The 18,353-nt window shown below is 64.0% G+C and carries 21 protein-coding genes; 14 read left to right on the top strand and 7 right to left on the bottom strand.

Annotated features, from left to right (window positions below; all coding sequences use genetic code 11):
- Positions 1-200: 200 nt before the first annotated feature.
- Genes AC3WJD_RS06390 through AC3WJD_RS06415 form a run of 6 tightly spaced genes read left to right on the top strand, consistent with a single transcriptional unit; the run spans position 201 to position 6,227 of the window.
- Positions 201-860 (top strand): hydrolase, encoded by a 660-nt coding sequence (locus tag AC3WJD_RS06390; RefSeq protein WP_492745555.1) that lies wholly within the window; start codon positions 201-203, stop codon positions 858-860.
- Positions 861-912: 52 nt separating this feature from the next.
- Positions 913-1,152 carry a DUF1427 family protein gene (locus AC3WJD_RS06395; RefSeq protein WP_492745556.1) on the top strand — a complete coding sequence of 80 codons (240 nt, stop codon included), beginning with the start codon at positions 913-915 and terminating at the stop codon, positions 1,150-1,152.
- A gap of 14 nt (positions 1,153-1,166) precedes the next feature.
- A complete protein-coding gene (locus AC3WJD_RS06400; protein WP_492745558.1) occupies positions 1,167-3,107 on the top strand; it encodes an amidohydrolase in 1,941 nt (646 codons plus the stop codon).
- A 2-nt stretch (positions 3,108-3,109) separates the two neighbouring features.
- Positions 3,110-3,280 (top strand): hypothetical protein, encoded by a 171-nt coding sequence (locus tag AC3WJD_RS06405; RefSeq protein ID WP_492745560.1) that lies wholly within the window; start codon positions 3,110-3,112, stop codon positions 3,278-3,280.
- The gene (locus AC3WJD_RS06410) at positions 3,277-4,851 is read left to right on the top strand and encodes an MFS transporter (protein WP_492745562.1); all 1,575 of its coding nucleotides are present in this window, start codon (positions 3,277-3,279) and stop codon (positions 4,849-4,851) included. Before AC3WJD_RS06405 ends, AC3WJD_RS06410 begins: the two co-directional genes overlap by 4 nt.
- A complete protein-coding gene (locus AC3WJD_RS06415; protein WP_492745564.1) occupies positions 4,848-6,227 on the top strand; it encodes an alginate export family protein in 1,380 nt (459 codons plus the stop codon). Before AC3WJD_RS06410 ends, AC3WJD_RS06415 begins: the two co-directional genes overlap by 4 nt.
- On the opposite strand, the gene AC3WJD_RS06420 is transcribed toward AC3WJD_RS06415, so the two are convergent.
- On the bottom strand, positions 6,224-7,153 hold the full coding sequence (locus AC3WJD_RS06420; RefSeq protein WP_492745566.1) for a LysR family transcriptional regulator: 930 nt from the start codon (positions 7,151-7,153) through the stop codon (positions 6,224-6,226). The two genes, AC3WJD_RS06415 and AC3WJD_RS06420, sit on opposite strands and share 4 nt — an antisense overlap.
- Before the next feature lie 119 nt (positions 7,154-7,272).
- Here AC3WJD_RS06420 and AC3WJD_RS06425 point away from each other — a divergent pair, with 119 nt between their 5' ends.
- The 3 genes from AC3WJD_RS06425 to AC3WJD_RS06435 all read left to right on the top strand — a co-directional run bounded on the left by AC3WJD_RS06425 (position 7,273) and on the right by AC3WJD_RS06435 (position 9,515).
- Positions 7,273-7,971, top strand: coding sequence for a pirin family protein (locus tag AC3WJD_RS06425; RefSeq protein WP_492745621.1), 699 nt, complete (start codon positions 7,273-7,275; stop codon positions 7,969-7,971).
- Positions 7,972-8,081: 110 nt separating this feature from the next.
- On the top strand, positions 8,082-9,194 hold the full coding sequence (locus AC3WJD_RS06430; RefSeq protein WP_492745567.1) for an NADH:flavin oxidoreductase/NADH oxidase: 1,113 nt from the start codon (positions 8,082-8,084) through the stop codon (positions 9,192-9,194).
- Between the two features lie 123 nt (positions 9,195-9,317).
- Positions 9,318-9,515 carry a KTSC domain-containing protein gene (locus tag AC3WJD_RS06435; RefSeq protein WP_492745569.1) on the top strand — a complete coding sequence of 66 codons (198 nt, stop codon included), beginning with the start codon at positions 9,318-9,320 and terminating at the stop codon, positions 9,513-9,515.
- Positions 9,516-9,560: 45 nt separating this feature from the next.
- Here AC3WJD_RS06435 and AC3WJD_RS06440 read toward each other — a convergent pair whose 3' ends face one another.
- The 5 genes from AC3WJD_RS06440 to AC3WJD_RS06460 form a co-directional block, all read right to left on the bottom strand.
- Positions 9,561-10,130, bottom strand: a complete 570-nt coding sequence (locus tag AC3WJD_RS06440) for a M23 family metallopeptidase (protein WP_492745571.1) — start codon at positions 10,128-10,130, stop codon at positions 9,561-9,563.
- Complete coding sequence (locus tag AC3WJD_RS06445) at positions 10,130-11,206, bottom strand: L,D-transpeptidase family protein (RefSeq protein WP_492745573.1); 1,077 nt, start codon at positions 11,204-11,206, stop codon at positions 10,130-10,132. Before AC3WJD_RS06445 ends, AC3WJD_RS06440 begins: the two co-directional genes overlap by 1 nt.
- 299 nt (positions 11,207-11,505) lie before the next feature.
- Complete coding sequence (locus AC3WJD_RS06450; RefSeq protein ID WP_492745575.1) at positions 11,506-12,210, bottom strand: DUF899 family protein; 705 nt, start codon at positions 12,208-12,210, stop codon at positions 11,506-11,508.
- An 80-nt stretch (positions 12,211-12,290) separates the two neighbouring features.
- Positions 12,291-12,965: a protein-L-isoaspartate(D-aspartate) O-methyltransferase gene (locus AC3WJD_RS06455; protein ID WP_492745577.1), complete on the bottom strand. Its 675-nt coding sequence runs from the start codon at positions 12,963-12,965 to the stop codon at positions 12,291-12,293.
- Between the two features lie 84 nt (positions 12,966-13,049).
- Positions 13,050-14,378 (bottom strand): PQQ-dependent sugar dehydrogenase, encoded by a 1,329-nt coding sequence (locus tag AC3WJD_RS06460; protein WP_492745579.1) that lies wholly within the window; start codon positions 14,376-14,378, stop codon positions 13,050-13,052.
- Between the two features lie 136 nt (positions 14,379-14,514).
- On the opposite strand from AC3WJD_RS06460, the gene AC3WJD_RS06465 reads away from it, so the two are divergent.
- From AC3WJD_RS06465 to AC3WJD_RS06480, 4 genes are all read left to right on the top strand, one after another.
- Entirely contained in the window at positions 14,515-14,973 is a 459-nt protein-coding gene (locus AC3WJD_RS06465; RefSeq protein WP_492745581.1) for a YbhB/YbcL family Raf kinase inhibitor-like protein, read from the top strand.
- 59 nt (positions 14,974-15,032) lie between these two features.
- Positions 15,033-15,269, top strand: a complete 237-nt coding sequence (locus tag AC3WJD_RS06470) for a hypothetical protein (RefSeq protein WP_492745582.1) — start codon at positions 15,033-15,035, stop codon at positions 15,267-15,269.
- A gap of 145 nt (positions 15,270-15,414) precedes the next feature.
- Positions 15,415-15,939, top strand: coding sequence for a hemerythrin domain-containing protein (locus tag AC3WJD_RS06475; RefSeq protein WP_492745584.1), 525 nt, complete (start codon positions 15,415-15,417; stop codon positions 15,937-15,939).
- A gap of 141 nt (positions 15,940-16,080) precedes the next feature.
- On the top strand, positions 16,081-16,449 hold the full coding sequence (locus AC3WJD_RS06480) for a PRC-barrel domain-containing protein (RefSeq protein ID WP_492745586.1): 369 nt from the start codon (positions 16,081-16,083) through the stop codon (positions 16,447-16,449).
- Positions 16,450-16,523: 74 nt separating this feature from the next.
- Here the strand turns inward: AC3WJD_RS06480 and AC3WJD_RS06485 are convergent, their stop codons facing one another.
- On the bottom strand, positions 16,524-17,375 hold the full coding sequence (locus AC3WJD_RS06485; protein WP_492745588.1) for an SDR family oxidoreductase: 852 nt from the start codon (positions 17,373-17,375) through the stop codon (positions 16,524-16,526).
- Positions 17,376-17,650: 275 nt separating this feature from the next.
- On the opposite strand from AC3WJD_RS06485, the gene AC3WJD_RS06490 reads away from it, so the two are divergent.
- On the top strand, positions 17,651-18,247 hold the full coding sequence (locus AC3WJD_RS06490; protein WP_492745590.1) for a cysteine hydrolase family protein: 597 nt from the start codon (positions 17,651-17,653) through the stop codon (positions 18,245-18,247).
- The last annotated feature ends 106 nt before the right edge of the window (positions 18,248-18,353 follow it).

The raw sequence follows: 18,353 nt of genomic DNA on the forward strand, positions 1-18,353 counted from the left end.
GGGGCAAGCAGGAGGGCAACAGGCTCATCTCGGGCGTGAACGTGCGGGCGGTCCGCGATTGCGCGCCAAGCATTTTTCTTTCTATTTTGTCGAACATATCACCTCACTTTATCTGACTATTTCGATCGAGCTGTGACATCTAGAAATGCTCTCACGGCGATCATCAAGGTCGCCACGACCTTTCAACTGAGGAGTAGACCATGACCATCACCGCGACCGCGACCCCCGGCAAGACGCTGCTTTCGCCCAAGGATCACACGCTGATCATGATCGATTTCCAGTCGCAGATGGCGTTCGCCACCAAGTCGATCGATCCAACCCTGCTGCGCAACAATGCCGGGCTCGTGGCCAATGCCGCCGCCGGCTTCGGCGTTTCGACGATCCTGACCACTGTTGCCGAAAAGAGCTTTTCGGGGCCGATGTTCAGTGAGATCACCGACGCCTTCCCCGACCAGAAGATGCTCGATCGCACCTCGATGAACACCTGGGAAGACGCCGCGGTGATCGACGAGGTCAACCGCATCGGCAAGGACCGGCTGGTCTTCGCGGGGCTCTGGACCTCGGTCTGCATCGTCGGCCCCGTCGCCTCGGCGATCGATCAGGGCTTCGACGTCTATGTCATCACGGATGCGTCGGGCGACATCTCGACCGAGGCGCATGAACGTGCGGTCGAGCGGATGATCCAGCTCGGCGCCACGCCCATCACCTCGCTCCAGTATCTGCTTGAACTCCAGCGCGACTGGGCGCGCAGCGAGACCTACGACATGACCACGGGCATCGCCAAGAAATGGGGTGGCGCTTATGGCTTGGGCATCGACTATGCCTATTCGATGTTCGGCGCTGCCGAAGGCAATCACTGAGCCTCTGGCGGGCCGGAAACCCCGGCCCGCCTCCTCCTGCGCGGAGCCTCCCATGAAGCCCTATCTCGTTTCGCTCGCCGCAGGCCTGTTCGTCGGTGTGATCTACAGCCTGCTCAACGTCCGCTCCCCCGCCCCGCCCACGATCGCGCTGATCGGGCTTCTGGGCATGCTGATCGGCGAGCAGGCACTCCCCGCAGTGCGGCGCATCTTGACCACCAGCGCGCCAGCGGCGGTCGCGCACGATGCGCTTGCACCCAATCCTCGCTCCGCCGACAAGGATAACAACAGCTAAGGGAGGTCCGTCGCATGATCCGCCTCAATCGACGCCAGACCATTGTCGGCGCCGCCGCCACCGCGCTCACCGCCCCCCTGCTTGCAGCCGAAGGGAAGTCCGCGAAGATGCCCGACCTGATCCTGATCAATGCCAAGATCACGACGCTCGATCGTGCCAATCCCCAGGCGCAGGCGGTCGCGATCCGCGACGGCAGGTTCGTCGCAGTCGGGACCGAACAGGAAGTGCGCGCTGCCGTGGGCCGCGATGCGACCGTCATCGACGCCAAAGGCCGGCGCGTGATCCCGGGGCTGATCGACAGCCATATGCACATCATCCGTGGCGGGCTGAACTATAATATGGAACTGCGCTGGGACGGCGTTCCCAGCCTGTCCGAAGCGATGGCGATGCTCAAGCGTCAGGCCGCCAATACCCCACCACCGCAATGGGTGCGTGTCGTCGGCGGCTTTACCGAGCACCAGTTCGCCGAAAAGCGGCTGCCCACGCTCGACGAACTCAATGCCGCGGCACCCGACACGCCCGTCTTCATCCTCCATCTCTATGATCGCGCGCTCCTCAACGCCGCAGCGCTCCGTGCGGTGGGCTACACCAAAGATACGCCCAATCCGCCGGGCGGCGAGATCGTCCGCGACGCGCAGGGCAATCCGACCGGGCTGCTGCTTGCCCAGCCCAATGCGACGATCCTCTATTCGACACTCGCCAAGGGCCCCAAGCTGCCGCCCGAATACCAGCTCAATTCGACGCGGCATTTCATGCGTGAGATGAACCGGCTTGGCGTGACGGGGGTGATCGATGCGGGCGGCGGCTATCAGAACTATCCCGACGATTATGCGATCATCGAGAAGCTCCACGCCGATGGCGAGCTGACACTGAGGATCAGCTACAACCTCTTCACGCAGAAGCCGAAGGAAGAGCTCGCCGACTTTGCGGGCTGGGCGAAGAAGGTGAAGCCCGGCGATGGCGACGACAGCTATCGGCACAACGGCGCAGGCGAGATGCTCGTCTATTCGGCCGCCGACTTCGAGGACTTCCGCGTCGCACGCCCCGACACACCCCCCAATATGGAGGGCGATCTCGAACCGGTTATCCGCCTGCTCGTCGAGAACCGCTGGCCCTGGCGGCTGCACGCCACCTATGACGAGACGATCAGCCGCGCGCTCGACGTGTTCGAAAAGGTCAACCGCGACATGCCCTTTGACGGGCTGCACTGGTTCTTCGACCATGCCGAGACGATCAGCGACCGTAACATCGACCGCATCGCGGCACTGGGCGGCGGCATCGCTGTTCAGCACCGCATGGCCTATCAGGGCGAATATTTCGTCGAGCGCTATGGGGCCAAAGCGGCGGAGCGCACGCCGCCCATCAAACGCATGATGGCCGCGGGGCTCCCCGTGGGCGCCGGTACCGACGCGACGCGCGTCGCGAGCTACAATCCCTGGGTCTCGCTCTCCTGGCTGGTGACGTCGAAGACGGTGGGCGGACTCAGGCTCTATCCTCAGGCCAACCGCCTCGACCGCGAGGCCGCGCTCAGACTGTGGACCGAGGCCAATACCTGGTTCTCCAACGAGCAGGGCAAGAAGGGCCAGATCAAGGCGGGCCAGCTCGCCGATCTCGCGGTACTCAGCGACGACTATTTCAGCGTTCCCGAGGATGAGATCGCGCATCTCGGATCGGTGCTGACCCTGCTCGGCGGCAGGGTCGTTCATGGCGAAGGCGACTATGCGCCGCTCGCACCCGAGCTGCCGCGGCCGATGCCCGACTGGTCGCCCGTCGCGACCTTCGGGGGCTATCACCGCACGCCCGAGCACGCAGCGAAGCTTGCTTCCGCCTGTGGTTGCGCGAGCGCGTGCAGCGTCCATGGCCATGATCATGCCGCAGCACTGGGCGCCAATGTCCCCGCCGCCGACGTCCAGAGCTTCTGGGGTGCGCTCGGCTGCGGCTGCTGGGCGGTTTGACAATGGCGACGCCCGCCCCCATCGCTTCACTGCTCGAAAACCGCTGGTTCACGACGCGGGCCTGCGCGCTGCTCACCTTGCCCTTCTGGACGAGCGGCATCGCCAAGCTGCTCGTCGGGCTGATCGGCGGGCTGATGATCGCGGCGGTCCTGCAGCGCGGCGCGCACCGATGACGGATGACGCGCAACCATCGCCGCTGAAGAGCCCCGTATTCCGGGCGCTGTGGATCGCCACGATCGTTTCCAACATCGGCACCTGGATGCACGATGTCGGCGCGGGGTGGCTGATGACCTCGCTTTCGACCGATCCGCTGATGGTCGCGCTCGTCCAGGCGGCAACCACGCTGCCGATGTTCCTGCTCGCACTTCCCGGAGGCGCGCTCGCCGATATCGTCGATCGCCGCAAGCTGTTGATCGGCGCGCAGGCATTCGGCCTGATCGGTGCCGCGCTGCTTGCAATCGCGACCTTTGGCGGCGTGACGACGCCGGTGCTGCTGCTCGGCCTCACCTTCGCGATCGCGTCGGGCGCGGCGCTCTCGGCGCCCGCCTTCCAGGCGATCGTCCCCGAGCTGGTACCGCCCGGCGCGGTACCGCAGGCGGTGGCGCTCAACAGCCTGGGCGTGAACATCGCGCGCGCGATCGGCCCCGCGCTGGGCGGCGTCATCATCGCGCTTTCCGGACCCGCCGCGGTCTTCGCGCTCAACGCGGTCTCGGTCGTCGGCATCCTGATCGTGCTCGCGCACTGGAAGCGCCAGCCATCGGCCTCACACCTGCCCCCCGAACATTTCTTCGGCGCGCTGCGCGCGGGCGCGCGTTATGCTGCGCAGGCTCCCGCGCTTCAGGTCGTGCTCGTGCGCAGCATCGGCTTCTTCCTCTTCGCCAGCGCATTATGGGCGCTGCTCCCCGTGATCGCGCGGCGCGAGCTCGGGCTCGGCCCTGCCGGCTATGGCGGGCTGCTGACGCTGATGGGACTGGGTGCGGTGGCGGGCGCGATGCTGCTGCCGCGGCTGCGCGGGCACGTGAGCGCCAATGTGATCACCGTCGTCGCATCTCTTATGTTCGCGCTCGCAATGGCTGGACTCGCGCTCGCGCACGACTTCGCCTCGGCGGGCGCGATGCTCGCGATCGCGGGACTGGCATGGATCGCGATGATGTCCTCGCTCAACGGCGCGGCGCAGCTGTCGTCGCCCGCATGGGTCAAGGCGCGGGCGCTCGCGGTCTATCTGGTGGTGTTCCAGGGCGCGATGACCGCGGGTGCCACGGGCTGGGGCGCGCTTGCCTCGCGCATCGGCATTCCCGCTACACTGGCGGCCGCAGCCGTCGGGCTTGTCGTGCTGTTGCTCCTGCTTGCCAGCCGCTATCCGCTCGGCACCGCGGCGAAGCTCGACCTGTCCCCCTCCTCGCACTGGCCGGCCCCCGTCGTCGAAGGCGAGGTCGCCCCCGATCGTGGTCCAGTGATGATCACGATCGAATATCGCGTCGATCCCGCACGCTGCGTCGCGTTCGCGCAGGCGATGCAACGGATGCGGCGCATCCGTCGCCGTGATGGCGCAATGAGCTGGGGACTGTTCGAGGATGCCGCAGAGCCCGGCGTCATCGTCGAGAGCTTCACCGTCGCAAGCTGGCTCGAACATTTGCGACAGCACGAACGCGTCACCCATGCCGACCGCGAGGATCAGGAGGTGGTTCGCGCCTTTCATATCGGAGAAGAGCCGCCGCTGGTACGACACCTGATCCAGCCATGAAAGCCGCCCACCTGTCACTGGCCCTGCTCGCCGCGATCGCGCCCGCCGCAGCCGCCGCGCAGGTCGAACAGGTAAACTGGCGCTATGACGAGGACTGGTCGGTGCTGCGCGATGCCGACACCGATCAGCAACAGGGCGGCTGGCACGCCGCGAAATATATCCCGCTGGATGACGACGGCGTCATCTATCTGAGCACCGGCCTTGAAGCGCGGGCGCGCTATGAAGGCTTTGACGACAATGGCTGGGGTAGCGCCAACGCGCCCGACGACGGCTATCTCTGGCTGCGGCTGATGCCCCATGCCGACCTTCACGCAGGGCCGGCCCGCGGCTTCGTCCAACTGATCGCGGGCTATGCGCGGGGGGTCGCCGGAGGGGCTGGCCCGGCCGACGAGACGGGCATCGATCTGCTCCAGGGCTTTGGCGATGTGCGCGTGCCGCTGGGGCGCGACGCCAGCCTGACGCTGCGCGGCGGTCGTGCGCTTGTCGCGCTCGGATCGGAGCGGCTTGTCGGGCTTCGCTATGGGCCGAACATTCCGCAGGCCTTTGACGGGGGGCGCGCGATCCTGGCGCTTGGCCCGACGCGGATCGATCTTCTCCGCCTCCGCCCCGTAGCCGTGGGCCAGAAGGATTTCGACGATTCGACGTCTGATGCGAAACGGCTGAGCGGGGTCTATGCGACCACGCGCATCGGCAAGCTGACCGATATCGATGCCTATGTGCTCGACTATCGCAACCGGGCCGCGCGCTTCGCGCAGGGCGCTGCGCCGGAGCACCGGCGGAGCTATGGCGTCCGTATCTTCGGAAGCAGCGGCGGCTGGTCGTGGAACTGGGAAGCGGTGCTTCAGCGCGGCGACTTCGGCGCGCGTCGCATCCGCGCCTGGACGCTCGCAACCGAGACCGCGCACCGCTTCGCCGATGCGCCGCTGAAGCCAAGGCTGCGACTGCGCGCGAATGTCGCGAGCGGCGACGGCGATTTGAACGACGAGACACTCGGCACCTTCAACCCGATGTTTCCCAAGGGCAAATATTTCGGCGAACTGTCACCGATCGGCCCCTATAACATCATGAATCTTCACCCGAGCGTCGACATGACGCTCGGCCACGGGGTCACGCTCGATCTCGCGATGATCGCCTATTGGCGGGCCAGCAGGCACGACGGGCTGTATGATGTGCCCGGACAGCTGATCCGCGCGCCCGGCGCCGCGACCGCGGGCTTCGTCGGCACCCAAGGCGAAATGCTGGTGGAATGGCAGGCGAGCGAGACGCTGTCCTTCGCGGCCTCGCTCTCGCGCTTCGCGCCGGGCGCCTTCATTCGCCAGACCGGAGCCGCGCGCACGATTCACATGGTGGGATTCGAGACGATGTTTCGCTTCTAGATATCGCCCATGCCGGCTTCCTCGACATCGTCCGCCCCCAGGCTGACGAACTGGTCGAGCAGCCATGATGCCGCCGGCCCCGGCGGGGTGTCGCGCCGCCAGATCCCTGCGAAACGATAGGTGCCGCCCGGATGGTCGGGCATGTGCAGCCGCACCAGCGTGCCCGCGAACAGATCGGGCTCGATCAGCGGCAGCGGCATGTTGCCCCAGCCGATCCCCTCGCGCAGCAGCGCGTGCTTGGCGCCGAGATCGGCAAGCCGCCATGTGCGCGGGCTTATCACCGAAAAATCGCGCCCCGCGGTGAAGGGTGAGCGGTCGGTTAGCACGAGCTGGACATAGTCACGCCCCGCTCCCGACGCGATCCGCTCCCTCCGTCCGAGTGGATGGTCCGGCGCCGCCACGGGCACCATCGGCACCGAGCCCGCCGACATGCTCTCGAGCCCTTCGACCCCCGCGGCAAGTGGCCCCGAAATGCCAATCACCGCCCTGCGTTCGAGCACCAGCGTTGGGATCGCGCCGAGTGTCTCCACATGCAACCTGAGCGACACCGTGGGATAATGCGCGGCAAAGGCGCGCAGCACCTTGCCGAGCCGCGGCGCTGGCAACATCACGTCGACCGCAAGGTCGACCTCAGCCTCGAGCCCGTCGAGCAGCCCCTTCACCTTGGCACGCAGCCCATCGATCCCCTGCGAGACCGAGCGCGCCTCGGCGAGCACTGCGCGGCCGGCATCGGTCAGCCGCGGCTTGCGCGCACCTTCGCGATCGAACAGCAGGACGCCAAGCTGCGCCTCGAGATTGGCGATGCCATAGCTGATCACCGACACCGCGCGATTGAGCCTTCGCCCTGCCCCTGCAAAACTGCCCTCGTCGACCACCGCGAGGAAGATGCGCAACTGATCGAATGTCGGGGTTCCGGGACTGGCCATCTTTCAACTCTTTCGAACAAAGACCACAGCTTTATCTGGGTAATATTGAAAGGCTGCAAGCCCTAGATAGTGACCAACGCCACCGGCACATCGCCGGGACGCAATCACGGAGACCTATGATGATCGAACTGCGCCCCTTCGCCGGACTCGGCGGCGAGAATCATGGCTGGCTCGACGCCAAGCACCATTTCTCGTTCGCCAACTATCATGACCCCAAGCGCATGCACTGGGGCAATCTGCGCGTCTGGAACGATGACACTATCGCACCCAACACCGGTTTCCCGCCGCACCCGCATCGCGACATGGAGATCATCACCTATGTCCGCGAGGGCGCGATCACGCACGAGGACAATCTGGGCAACAAGGGCCGCACCGAGGCGGGCGACGTGCAGGTCATGTCCGCGGGCACGGGCATCGCGCATTCCGAATATAATCGCGAGGACGTGACCACACGGATCTTCCAGATCTGGATCATCCCGACACGCACCGGTGAAAAACCGAGCTGGGGCGCCAAGCCCTTCCCCAAGGGCGACCGCAGCGGCCAGTTCGTCACGCTCGCCTCGGGCTATGCCAATGACGACGACGCGCTTCCGATCCGCACCAATGCGCGCGTGGTCGGCGCGACGCTCAAAGCCGGCGAGACCGCGGAATATACGCTGGGCAAGGATCGTCGCGCCTATCTCGTTCCGGCCCAGGGCACGGTCGAGATCGAGGGCGTCCGCGTCAACGCCCGCGACGGCGCGGCGATCGCCGAGATCGAGACGCTGCGCGTCACTGCGCTCGAGGACAGCGAGATCGTGATGGTCGACGCCGCCTGAACCGGAAGATCGCGCCATGCCCATGCATGGCGCGATTTTTTCGGCACCCCCTGAGCAATCGGAAGGGGCGCGCCTATCTCTGCGCTGGTCCCGACAGACAGGAGCAGAAGATGAGCGCACCCAGATTGTTCGAACCGTTGAAGCTGGGCTCGCTCGAGCTCGCCAATCGCATCGTCATCGCGCCCATGTGCCAATATTCGGCGGTCGATGGCTGCATGAACGACTGGCACCTCATTCATCTCGGCCATCTCGCACTCTCGGGCGCCGCGCTCCTCACGATCGAGGCCACCGCGGTGGTTCCCGAGGGAAGGATCACGCACGCCGATGTCGGGCTTTGGGACGATGCGACCGAGGCCGCGATCGCGCGCACGCTCGAAGGCATTCGGCGCTGGTCGGATATGCCCATCGCCATCCAGCTCGCGCATGCCGGGCGCAAGGCATCGTGCGAGGTGCCGTGGCAAGGCGGGGCGCAACTGCCGCCCGATCACATTCATGGCTGGCAGACACAGGCGCCTTCCGCGCTGCCCTTCGCCGTGCGCGATGTGGCGCCCCAGCCGCTCGATGCCGATGGCATGGCGCGAATCCGCACGGCCTTCGCAGATGCCGCGCGCCGCGCCGCACGGCTCGGGATCGACGCGATCCAGGTCCACGCCGCGCACGGCTATCTCCTCCACCAGTTCCTCTCGCCGCTCTCCAACCACCGCGACGACGATTATGGCGGCAGCCTCGAGAACCGGATGCGCTTCCCGCTCGAAGTCTTCGATGCGGTACGCGAGGTCTTTCCAGCCGAGCGGCCGGTCTCGGTGCGCGTCTCGGCGACCGACTGGGTCGAGGGCGGGTGGGATGTCGAGGAGACGATCGCCTTTGCCCGGGCGCTCGAGCGCCGAGGCTGCACCGCGATCAACGTGTCGAGCGGCGGGCTCGATCCTCGCCAGAAGATCCCGGCAGGCCCCAGCTATCAGGTACCGCTCGCCCGCGCGGTCAAGGCATCAACCTCGGTGCCCGTCATCGCCGTCGGGCTGATCACCGAATTCACACAAGCCGAAGCGATCCTGGCCACGGGTGATGCCGACATGATCGGACTCGCCCGCGCCATTCTCTACGATCCCCGCTGGCCGTGGCATGCCGCCGCGGCGCTTGGCGCCAGCGTCAGCGCGCCCCCGCAATACTGGCGCTCGCAACCGCGTGGACTGGCCGATCTCTTCGACGTGGCGAGCGATTGAGCCGGATTGCAGCTATTATCCGCCGCCGCTGATCAAGCGTTGAGCAGCAAGGCGTTACATTTCGGTCAACCTCCGGCTTGTCGCCACTGTGGCACACAGCTGCACGCCAAGCGTTGTCGGTACATGCCCTCCACCGTCATCCGCTCCTTTGACTATGATGCGGCGCGCCACAGGCTCGATATCGAATTCGTGAGCGGGCGGAGGTATCGTTATTACGACGTGCCCGAGCAGGTTGCGGGCGCCCTGCGCCGCGCCTTTTCCAAGGGAACATTTTTCAACAGCCGTATCCGCGGCCATTATCGCTACCGCGCGCGGAGCTGACGGCACGGCTGGCGGACGATGGGCCGAGCGCAATGTGCCGTTCGACTATGGTCCCGCTAGCAGCGGATAGGGATTGACCGGGATCCCTTGATACCAGCGCTCGCCCGGCTTCATTCGATGAAGGGCAAAATGGAGGTGCGGCGCAGACGGATCTGCATTTCCCGTGGAGCCGACAGCCCCGAGCGATTGTCCGGGAGTTATCTGCATGCCCTCGTGAAGACCTGGGGCATAGTTTTGCAGATGCGCGTAATAGTAGATCCACGCGCCGTCAGGACTTCTGACATAGATTGTGTTGCCCCCGGCCTCGCTCACGAAGAGCTTTTCTACCGTACCCGGCGCTGCCGCGATAACGGCGGTGCCTGCGGGTGCCATGATGTCGATCGCATCATGGTGCCGCACACCCTCGGCTCGACTTTGCGTAAAGGTGTCGACGAGCTGTGCTCGCTGGATCCCAACGACCGGCAAAGTCAGTTCCTGCCCATCGTCGGTTGCTTCCGTTATTGGTGGGGCTTGGGTACCAACGGTGCGTAACAACGCCGCGTTCCAGAAGAGGCTGGTGGCAGCCACGGAGATCACAGCCGTCACCACGACGGCAAAGGCAGTGCCGGCCCGCATTATTCGACCAGGTGGGCGGCTGTTCCAGGCTCGATCATGAGGGCTAGCCGTGCTGCATCCCAGTTCGTCAAGCGGATGCAGCCGTGGCTTTCCGACCGGCCGATTTTCTCCGGCTCGGGTGTTCCGTGGATGCCGTAATGCTTCTTCGAGAGGTCGATCCAGACAACCCCAACCGGCCCATTGGGGCCGGGCGGCAGCACCGCCTTGTCGTCGCTGGCCGACGCGTCCCAGAATAGCTCGGGGTTATAATGAAAGCTTGGATTGTAGGAGGTTCCCTTGATCGTCCATTTGCCAATGGGCAGCGGATCGCGCTCGCTTCCCATCGTGGCCGGAAATTGCGCGATCAGCCGATCGCCTTCATCGAACACCTTGAGCACGCCTTCCGATTTATCCACTTCGAGCCTCTCGGCCTTGGGCTGTGTCGCACCAACGCCAAGACTGGCCAAGGTCGTGCGCCACGCCTCATCGGAGATCTTCGCTGGGTCGACCGCGTCGTTTCCTATGTTGGGAACGCGGATCGTCCGCCCGGCGCCGACGAGCGTCTCGGGAGAGTTGAGCTCGATCAGCGTGGCCGCATTTGTATGGAAACGCTCACCGAGCTTTTCCATAAGATTGCGATAGCCAAGTGCGGGCAGCTTTGCCTGCCCCTCGAGTTCGTCTGGAATCGAAGGCGTAAATGGCCCTTGAGCGAAAGCGGCCGGAATCGTCACAATCCGGGTGGGAGCGATGCTGTTCCAGGGGGAGAGTGCCGACTTTGTTGCCGCATCGAGTTTGCCGCTGGGTTCAAGGTCGCGCGATTGCTGAAATCCCCGCAGCGCCGCTGCGAACGACTTGCCCTCCTTGCCGTCGATGACACCGCTGCTGAAGCCGAGCCGTTCGAGCACGATCTGCGCCTGCATGATGGGTCGGGGCTCGTCGGGGGCAAGTGGTTGCTCGCTCACCGGTCGGCCCGCTGGAGAGGGAACACTTTGGACCGCTGCCGCCGGAGGCTCCACAGGCGCGGGACGGTTACGCGATACGACGAGGGTCACGCCGACAATGAGGGCTGCAAGCACCAGCAAAAGAATGACACGCAAACGAGCCTCCAATGTCTGTTTTGAAGTAACGCTGGCGCACCGGGCTTTGATCCAGTTGCACAACGGCTGATCACTTACGTGTGGTAAGAGCCGCGAAAATCGACGAGGGAGTGGCGTCTGACCCCGGGGCCCGCCGGGATATCTTGGTCACGCGGAGCAACGACATGCCTGGAAGATTGCGGCGCACTGCTCGCTTCATTGTCGTGACGACCTATGGCGGCCAAGAGGATCGGCCATGCCTTCGCATCTGGCCGTCGAGACCGGCGTGACCGCATGCGTCTCGAACGTCGCCATTCGCGTCAGTAGTTCAGTTTTGGATACCAATCCGTTCCCCGTCCATCTGGTGTCAGATCAAGAATAGACCACAACGAAGCGATATCGGGTGCGTCCCGCGGATCCTGCCCTGGATCCGCCATTTCCCTCGTCATCTCACTGGCCCAGAAGAGGCGTGTCTTTGCGCCATCGCGCTTAAAAATAATCAGGGCCGGGTTCTCGCTACCGTCATCGTTGAGGAGTCCGAGGTCGCTGGCATAGTCGTCCCCCACCGTCTGGACGAACTCGAGATTCTGCCAGCTGCGCTCGGACGCAAAGGCGAGTTGACGCTCGACCGGGCTGCGCCCCAAAACTTTCAGCGCGACGCGTTGCTTGATGTCGGCGGCATTGCCATTCACCGCGCCCAGCCAGTTGGTGCACATTGGACATGGACGCTCGCGTTCCGGACCGTACATCCAGAAATAGGTGACAAGCGCCTCATGCTCGCCGAACAGGTCTCCAAGCCCGACTTCGCTGCCGTTCTGATCCTTGAAGCGATAGTCCTTTTCTATCAGCGGTCCCGGCGGCAAGGCACGGCGCTGCTCCACCAGGCGAGTCATGTGCCGACGGAATTCAATCTCTTCGGCCAGTAGTGCCTGTCTGGCGTCACGATACGCCGCACTCTCGCCAGGAAAGGGCGTACACGCCTTCGACGCCAGCTCCGTTGCGCGTGTGAGAGGACGAGTGGTCATGACGCATTCCCATTATCACCGCCCGGCGGGCAACGCGCAGCGCACCCGTCCGGTTGCGCCGTTCAACGCGTTTCACGACGCTACGCCATTTCGAGCTCGGTGAATTTGACGGGTATGATCCGTCGAACGTCGATCCGACCGTCCGATGCCTTCTCGACGACAGCGAGATCCTGTCTCGCCTGCTCACCCAGCGGAATGATCAAGCGTCCGGTCGGCTTCAGCTGAGCCAGCAGAGCGAGGGGAGGCTGCTCCGCAGCCGCCGTTACCAGTATTCCGTCGAACGGCGCATATTCGGGCCAGCCACGCGTGCCGTCTCCTACCCGGATTTCGATATCGTCATATCCGGCAAGTCCGAGGCGGATATGCGCCTGTTCGGCAAGTTCTTCCACAATCTCGACAGTCCATATTCGGGTGCCGAGCTCTGCCAGAATGGCGGCCTGATAACCGAGGCCCGTGCCGATCTCGAGAATCCTGTCGTGCCGTCCGGGCGCCAGGAGATGGATCATGAGCGCTGCAATGAATGGCTGCGAGATCGTTTTGTCAAAGCCTATCGGCAGGGGGCCGTCATGATAGGCGACCGCCGCGAACTGCTGCGGCACGAACAGATGGCGCGGCACACGCAGAAATGCCGCACGGACAGTGTCGTCAATCCGATCGCTTCCGATCTCCTCGCTCATGAGATCGAAGGAGACATCGATCGTCTCGACCATATGGCGCCTGAAAATGGCGAGATGCTGCTCGGTGAGCGGCTTCATGTCCGGCATCCTGATAATGGCCCAGACTGTAAGAACGCAGTATCGGCCAATGGTATCATCGGCACGCCATTTTCGTCCCAACGCCTACCGGTTGAAAACGGTGGACGGCGTGACCCGCCAAACACAGTTGCCGACATCGTCGGCAACGAGCAGTGCGCCCGCCTTGTCGACGGCAACGCCCACCGGCCGCCCCATCGCCTGGCCCTGATCATTGACAAAGCCGATGAGAATGTCCTGCGCGATCCCTGCGGCACGGCCGTTTGCGAAAGGAATGAACACCACCTTGTAGCCGCTATGCGGGTTGCGGTTCCACGAGCCGTGCTGCCCGACAAAGGCGCCGCCGCGATAGACGGGAGGAAGCAAGGTTCCGCGATAGAACGCCAGCCCCAGCGCGGCGGTGTGCGATCCAAGCGCGTAATCAGGCACGATCGCCCTGGCGACGAGATCGGGCCGCTGTGGCTTGACCCGCTTGTCGACATGTCGCCCGAAATAGCTGTACGGCCAACCATAAAAGCCGCCATCACGCACGCTCGTCATATAGTCGGGGACCAGATCGCTACCCAGTTCGTCGCGCTCGTTGACGGTGGTCCACAGCAAGCCGCTGGCAGGCTCCCAGGCCAGCCCGTTGGGATTGCGAAGACCCCAGGCGAAGATGCGACGGGTGCCGGTCCGCCGATCGATCTGCCAGATCGCCGCGCGTCCCTTCTCGGCTTCCAGGCCATTTTCGGCAACGTTGCTGTTCGAGCCGACGGTGGCGTAGAGGTGGCCGCCGTCCGGACTGGAGATGATGTTCTTGGTCCAGTGATGGTTGAGCGTGCCGCCGGGAAGATCGACCAATTTGGTGCCCGGGATCGTTATGCGCGTTTGCCCCGTCCGGTACGAGTAGCGCACAATCGCGTCGGTATTGGCGACATAGAAGTCATTATCGACGAGCTGCATGCCGAAAGGCGAGTTCAATCCGTCGAGAAAAATGGAGCGCGTCTCCACCATGCCGTCGGCGTCGGCGTCGCGTAGCAACGTGATCCGGTTCGCGCTGGGCACCGCTGAACCAGCCTTCTTCATGAACATCTTCAGGAACCAGCCTTTTATGCCCTTTCCATCGTCAGGGCGCGGCGGAGCAGCGGTTTCAGCGACAAGCACATCGCCGTCCGGCAGCACATGTATCCAGCGAGGATGATCGAGGTCGCAGGCAAAGGGCGAAACTGCCAGCCCTCGGGCCGCGACAGGGCGGGCCCCGGCTGGCCACCCGGTCGCCTCGGCAACCTTTACGGTAGGGATCAGCGTTTGATTGGGCGGCGGCAGGGTGGGCGCGGGTCCCATTCCAGCCGACAGGGGAAGCTTGGCACGATCGCCACAGGCGGCAAGGCACAGCAGCAGAATAGCGGACAGAGTCTGGCGATATTCGGCGCGCATCCCGGCAGGTCCAGCGCCCTCCCGTTGCACAAACGATCCGACTGGAGCGAGCGTTCCCGAAGTCGTAGCCGCGCCAATTGAAGGGCGTGGAACAAGTGTACCGGGGATGGGTTGACCCGAGCAGGAGGTCACGCTCATGACACTCTCGCTCACCAGTCCCGCCTTTGCCGAGGGCGCGCGCGTCCCGGACCGGTTCGTGCGCGACGGGGCCAATCTCTCGCCGCCGCTTGAATGGAGCGACGCTCCCGAAGCGACGCGAAGCTTTGCACTGATCGTCGAGGATCCCGATGCGCCGGGCGGCACGTTCCGCCACTGGGCCGTCTATGACATTCCTGCCGGCAAGCCAGGACTCCACGAGGGTGACGGCAGGCCGAGCAGCGAATTGCGCCAGGGCGCCAATGATTTCGGCAATATCGGTTATGATGGCCCCCAACCGCCCGCACGGCACGGCCCGCATCATTATCACTTCCGCTTGGCCGCGCTCGACGTCGATCGGCTCGACATCGAGCCTGGGGATCGTGCGGCAGCGATCTGGGCAGCGACGCAACCTCATATTCTAGCGCAGGCCGAACTGGTTGGCATCTTCGAGCGCTAGGCATCCGGCGGGAGGGAATGGATCAGGGACTGTCAAGAAATGTTCGGCGGAGAAACACAATGACCCAATCAGGAAACAGGCCGCGCGGCGGCAGCGACGCAGATCCGCGCCAGCGCCCACCTGCACCCTCGCAATCGGGAAGCAGTGGGGGCGCCACCGCAACCGAGATCGGATCACGTGACGAGGAAAGGACCGCGCTCGGCGGGGATCCGCAGCCAACGCGCGCGACCAAGGCCGACAAGGTGCAGCCGAACATGCCGAAGCGCGCCGACCACGAGGAAGCGAAGAAGGGCTGACGAAGCCCGGATCGCAGATAGTGGCTCGGGGTTTCGAGCTGTGAGCCAGACATGGGACCGCTCAGGAACGAGGTAATGGAGAAGGATCATGGCGACCGCCAGGAATAGATCGCAAAATTCCGCCAATCAGCATAGCGCACTGAAAATGATGGGTGTGGCAGCGCTCGGCGTGGCCGCCGGCCTCGCAGCCAATTTCGGCCGCAAGCTCGCGGTCCAGGCGCCAGGCATGTTTGCTGGAAGCTGGCGCGACGCCCTGGCGACCGAGCACAGGGCGGTGCTCAAGCTGTTCGATGCCATGGAAGCAACGAGCGACAGGCAGACAACCCGGCGGGCGATGCTGCTTTACCAGATCAAACACGCGCTCGGCAGGCATGCGTTCCAGGAAGAAAATGTCATCTATCCCGCCATGCGCGAACATGGCGCGCGTGAAGAGGCCGAACGGCTGGTCGTCGAGCATGGCGACGTGAAGCATTATCTATTCGAGCTCGACACCATGCCCAACAATGGTGCGAGTTTCCTTTCCACCATCGCTTCGCTGCGCGAAAGCCTCGAGGCCCATATGAAGGCCGAGGAACAGGAGATTTTTCCAGCCTTCGACGCAAAGCTGGGTGATGCCGAACGCAAGGCGCTGATGGCGAGCATGAACAAGGAGGGGCTAAAGCTTGCGTGACCGTCGGCCGGAAGGAATGCGTGCCGTCTCCACAGCCGCATCGTTCAGGGCTTTTCGACAAACTGTCCTGTCGCAGCCGAAATGAGCGGACCCTTGAGCACTGCCGCCCGTTCACTCCTCATCCAGCAAAGGAGAGGACCCATGACCCAAGATATCGCAACCGACGAAACCTCGACACTCATTGCGTCCAACAAGGTAGAGGGCACCGCGGTCTATGGCCGCGATGGAGAGCGCCTTGGCTCGATCTACAATTTCATGGTCGATAAGATGTCAGGCAACGTCCAGTATGCAGTGCTGTCGTTCGGCGGCTTTCTCGGTGTCGGACAGGATTATTATCCGCTGCCATGGAGCATGTTGACCTACGACACGAACCAGGGCGGCTATGTCGTCGACCTCGACAAGTCCCGGCTCGAGGGTGCACCGCGCTATGCGGCGGGCCAGGAGCCGGTCTATGACCGCGACTATGGACGCAGCGTCTACGATTATTACCGCGTGGACTATCCCTGGTAAGCAGACAAGGGCCCGCCCCCTGACGAGGGAGCGGGCCCTATTTCGAGCGCGCCCGGACGCGCTGCCCTTTGCATTCAGCCGTTCACGATGGTGCCACCATTGGGATGGAGCACCTGCCCCGACATGTAGCTCGCGTCCTCGCATGCGAGGAACAGAAAGCTCGGTGCCACCTCATTGGGCTGACCGGCGCGGCCCATCGGGGTATTCTCGCCGAAATGTTCGAGCTTTTCGGGGGACGATCCGCCGGAAGGATTGAGCGGCGTCCAGATAGGACCAGGCGCGACGGCGTTCACGCGTATGCCCTTGCCGACAAGATTCTCGGAAAGGCTGCGCGTAAAGGCGGTAATCGCCCCCTTGGTGCTTGAATAATCGAGCAGTTCCTCCGAACCCTCATACATCGTAACGCTCGTGCAATTGATGATTGCTGCGCCTTTGTTGAGATGAGGCCGTACGGCCTGCGTCAGAAAGAACATGCCGAAGATGTTGGTCTGGAAAGTGCGCCTGAGCTGTTCTTCGGTGATGTCGCGGATATCCTTGTCGGGATGCTGTTCGCCCGCATTGTTGACGAGGATGTCGATGCGCCCGAAGCGGCCGATCACCTGCCGTACCGCCTCGGCGCAGAATGCTGGATCGCCGATGTCGCCAGCGATCGTGATCGCCCGGCGCCCTTCGCGTTCGACAATCTCCCGGGTCTTTGCAGCGTCGTCATGCTCACAGAGATAGAGGACAGCAATGTCCGCTCCTTCACGGGCGTAGAGCGCTGCAACCGCGCGGCCGATCCCACTGTCGGCGCCAGTGATGATCGCGACCTTGCCCTTCAGACGATCAGAACCCGCATAACGCGGCTCCCAGTCAGGCTTGGGCTCCAGCCGGCTTTCATGGCCGGGCAGCGCGTCTTCATGGATCATCGGTTCCTGGACGGGCATGGCACTGTTCCTTCCAGCTGCTCCCCGCTGCTCGGTTTGGGGCCAGCCGGCTTACCGCCGGAGACCTGCCGTCCCGGCTGAATAACCGCCGACGCGGTCAATGGCTCCCGCTCGCCCCGTATTTCCGCGCGGCGTTCGATCCATGCGGCGCCGCGAAGACAGGCAGCGCGAAGCCCATTACCCCAACATCTGCTTGGAAATATCAACTTGGCCGTGCGGAGCGTTTATCCACGCGTACAAGTTATCAAGCGAGGCGGGAGCGCAGGAGATCGACGATGGCAGACCTGGTGAGCAAGAATCCCGCCCCCGGCGCCACCGCCTTGCTGATCGTCGACCTGATCAACGACCTGCGCTTTCCCGGCGGGCGCGAGATGTGCGCGCAAGCGACCGCCGCGGCCGCCCGGATCGATCGGCTGCGCGACGCAGCGACCGAACATGGCGTGCCCGTTGTGTATGTAAACGACAATTACGGCTTATGGCATGTCGGGGCGCCCGGGATTGTCGAATTCTGCATGCGGCCCGAAAGCCATGGACAGGAGTTCGTTCAGCGTCTGGCGCCGCGCGACGAGGACTATTTCGTAGTCAAGCCGCAATTCTCGGGATTCTATGCCACGAACCTGCCGGTCTTGCTCCCCAGGCTCGGCGTCAGCCGGCTGATCCTGACCGGGATCGCGACAGATATCTGCGTCCTGTTCACCGCCGCGGACGCGCATATGCGCGACTATGATATTTGGGTGCCAAGCGATGCGAGCGCAAGCAGCAGCGCGCAGCGCCACGCCTGGGCACTCGACATAATGGCAAAGAGCATGGAAGCCGAAACGCGTTCTACAGAGGAATTGGCCATGCGGGATTGGCTGGCCGCAGCGGACTGACGACCGCCTTACCGGTCACACGAGGAACATGGCGAGCGCCGCTGCACCCATCACGAGCGTCGCGGCCCAGCCAAACAGAGTCATTTCCCGCAAGCGATCCGTCGTC

It is taken from the genome of Sphingobium sp. FW306-1B-F04DB (assembly GCF_058781925.1).

What these genes read in the sequence shown, in the direction of transcription:
- AC3WJD_RS06480 (WP_492745586.1), top strand. Translation starts at nt 16,081, where the DNA reads ATGACCCAAGATATCGCAACCGACGAAACCTCGACACTCATTGCGTCC.
- AC3WJD_RS06490 (WP_492745590.1), top strand. Translation starts at nt 17,651, where the DNA reads ATGGCAGACCTGGTGAGCAAGAATCCCGCCCCCGGCGCCACCGCCTTG.
- AC3WJD_RS06430 (WP_492745567.1), top strand. Translation starts at nt 8,082, where the DNA reads ATGAGCGCACCCAGATTGTTCGAACCGTTGAAGCTGGGCTCGCTCGAG.
- AC3WJD_RS06390 (WP_492745555.1), top strand. Translation starts at nt 201, where the DNA reads ATGACCATCACCGCGACCGCGACCCCCGGCAAGACGCTGCTTTCGCCC.
- AC3WJD_RS06460 (WP_492745579.1), bottom strand. Translation starts at nt 14,378, where the DNA reads ATGCGCGCCGAATATCGCCAGACTCTGTCCGCTATTCTGCTGCTGTGC.
- AC3WJD_RS06455 (WP_492745577.1), bottom strand. Translation starts at nt 12,965, where the DNA reads ATGAAGCCGCTCACCGAGCAGCATCTCGCCATTTTCAGGCGCCATATG.
- AC3WJD_RS06485 (WP_492745588.1), bottom strand. Translation starts at nt 17,375, where the DNA reads ATGCCCGTCCAGGAACCGATGATCCATGAAGACGCGCTGCCCGGCCAT.
- AC3WJD_RS06420 (WP_492745566.1), bottom strand. Translation starts at nt 7,153, where the DNA reads ATGGCCAGTCCCGGAACCCCGACATTCGATCAGTTGCGCATCTTCCTC.
- AC3WJD_RS06465 (WP_492745581.1), top strand. Translation starts at nt 14,515, where the DNA reads ATGACACTCTCGCTCACCAGTCCCGCCTTTGCCGAGGGCGCGCGCGTC.
- AC3WJD_RS06405 (WP_492745560.1), top strand. Translation starts at nt 3,110, where the DNA reads ATGGCGACGCCCGCCCCCATCGCTTCACTGCTCGAAAACCGCTGGTTC.
- AC3WJD_RS06415 (WP_492745564.1), top strand. Translation starts at nt 4,848, where the DNA reads ATGAAAGCCGCCCACCTGTCACTGGCCCTGCTCGCCGCGATCGCGCCC.
- AC3WJD_RS06450 (WP_492745575.1), bottom strand. Translation starts at nt 12,210, where the DNA reads ATGACCACTCGTCCTCTCACACGCGCAACGGAGCTGGCGTCGAAGGCG.
- AC3WJD_RS06395 (WP_492745556.1), top strand. Translation starts at nt 913, where the DNA reads ATGAAGCCCTATCTCGTTTCGCTCGCCGCAGGCCTGTTCGTCGGTGTG.
- AC3WJD_RS06435 (WP_492745569.1), top strand. Translation starts at nt 9,318, where the DNA reads ATGCCCTCCACCGTCATCCGCTCCTTTGACTATGATGCGGCGCGCCAC.
- AC3WJD_RS06470 (WP_492745582.1), top strand. Translation starts at nt 15,033, where the DNA reads ATGACCCAATCAGGAAACAGGCCGCGCGGCGGCAGCGACGCAGATCCG.
- AC3WJD_RS06410 (WP_492745562.1), top strand. Translation starts at nt 3,277, where the DNA reads ATGACGGATGACGCGCAACCATCGCCGCTGAAGAGCCCCGTATTCCGG.
- AC3WJD_RS06425 (WP_492745621.1), top strand. Translation starts at nt 7,273, where the DNA reads ATGATCGAACTGCGCCCCTTCGCCGGACTCGGCGGCGAGAATCATGGC.
- AC3WJD_RS06400 (WP_492745558.1), top strand. Translation starts at nt 1,167, where the DNA reads ATGATCCGCCTCAATCGACGCCAGACCATTGTCGGCGCCGCCGCCACC.
- AC3WJD_RS06440 (WP_492745571.1), bottom strand. Translation starts at nt 10,130, where the DNA reads ATGCGGGCCGGCACTGCCTTTGCCGTCGTGGTGACGGCTGTGATCTCC.
- AC3WJD_RS06475 (WP_492745584.1), top strand. Translation starts at nt 15,415, where the DNA reads ATGATGGGTGTGGCAGCGCTCGGCGTGGCCGCCGGCCTCGCAGCCAAT.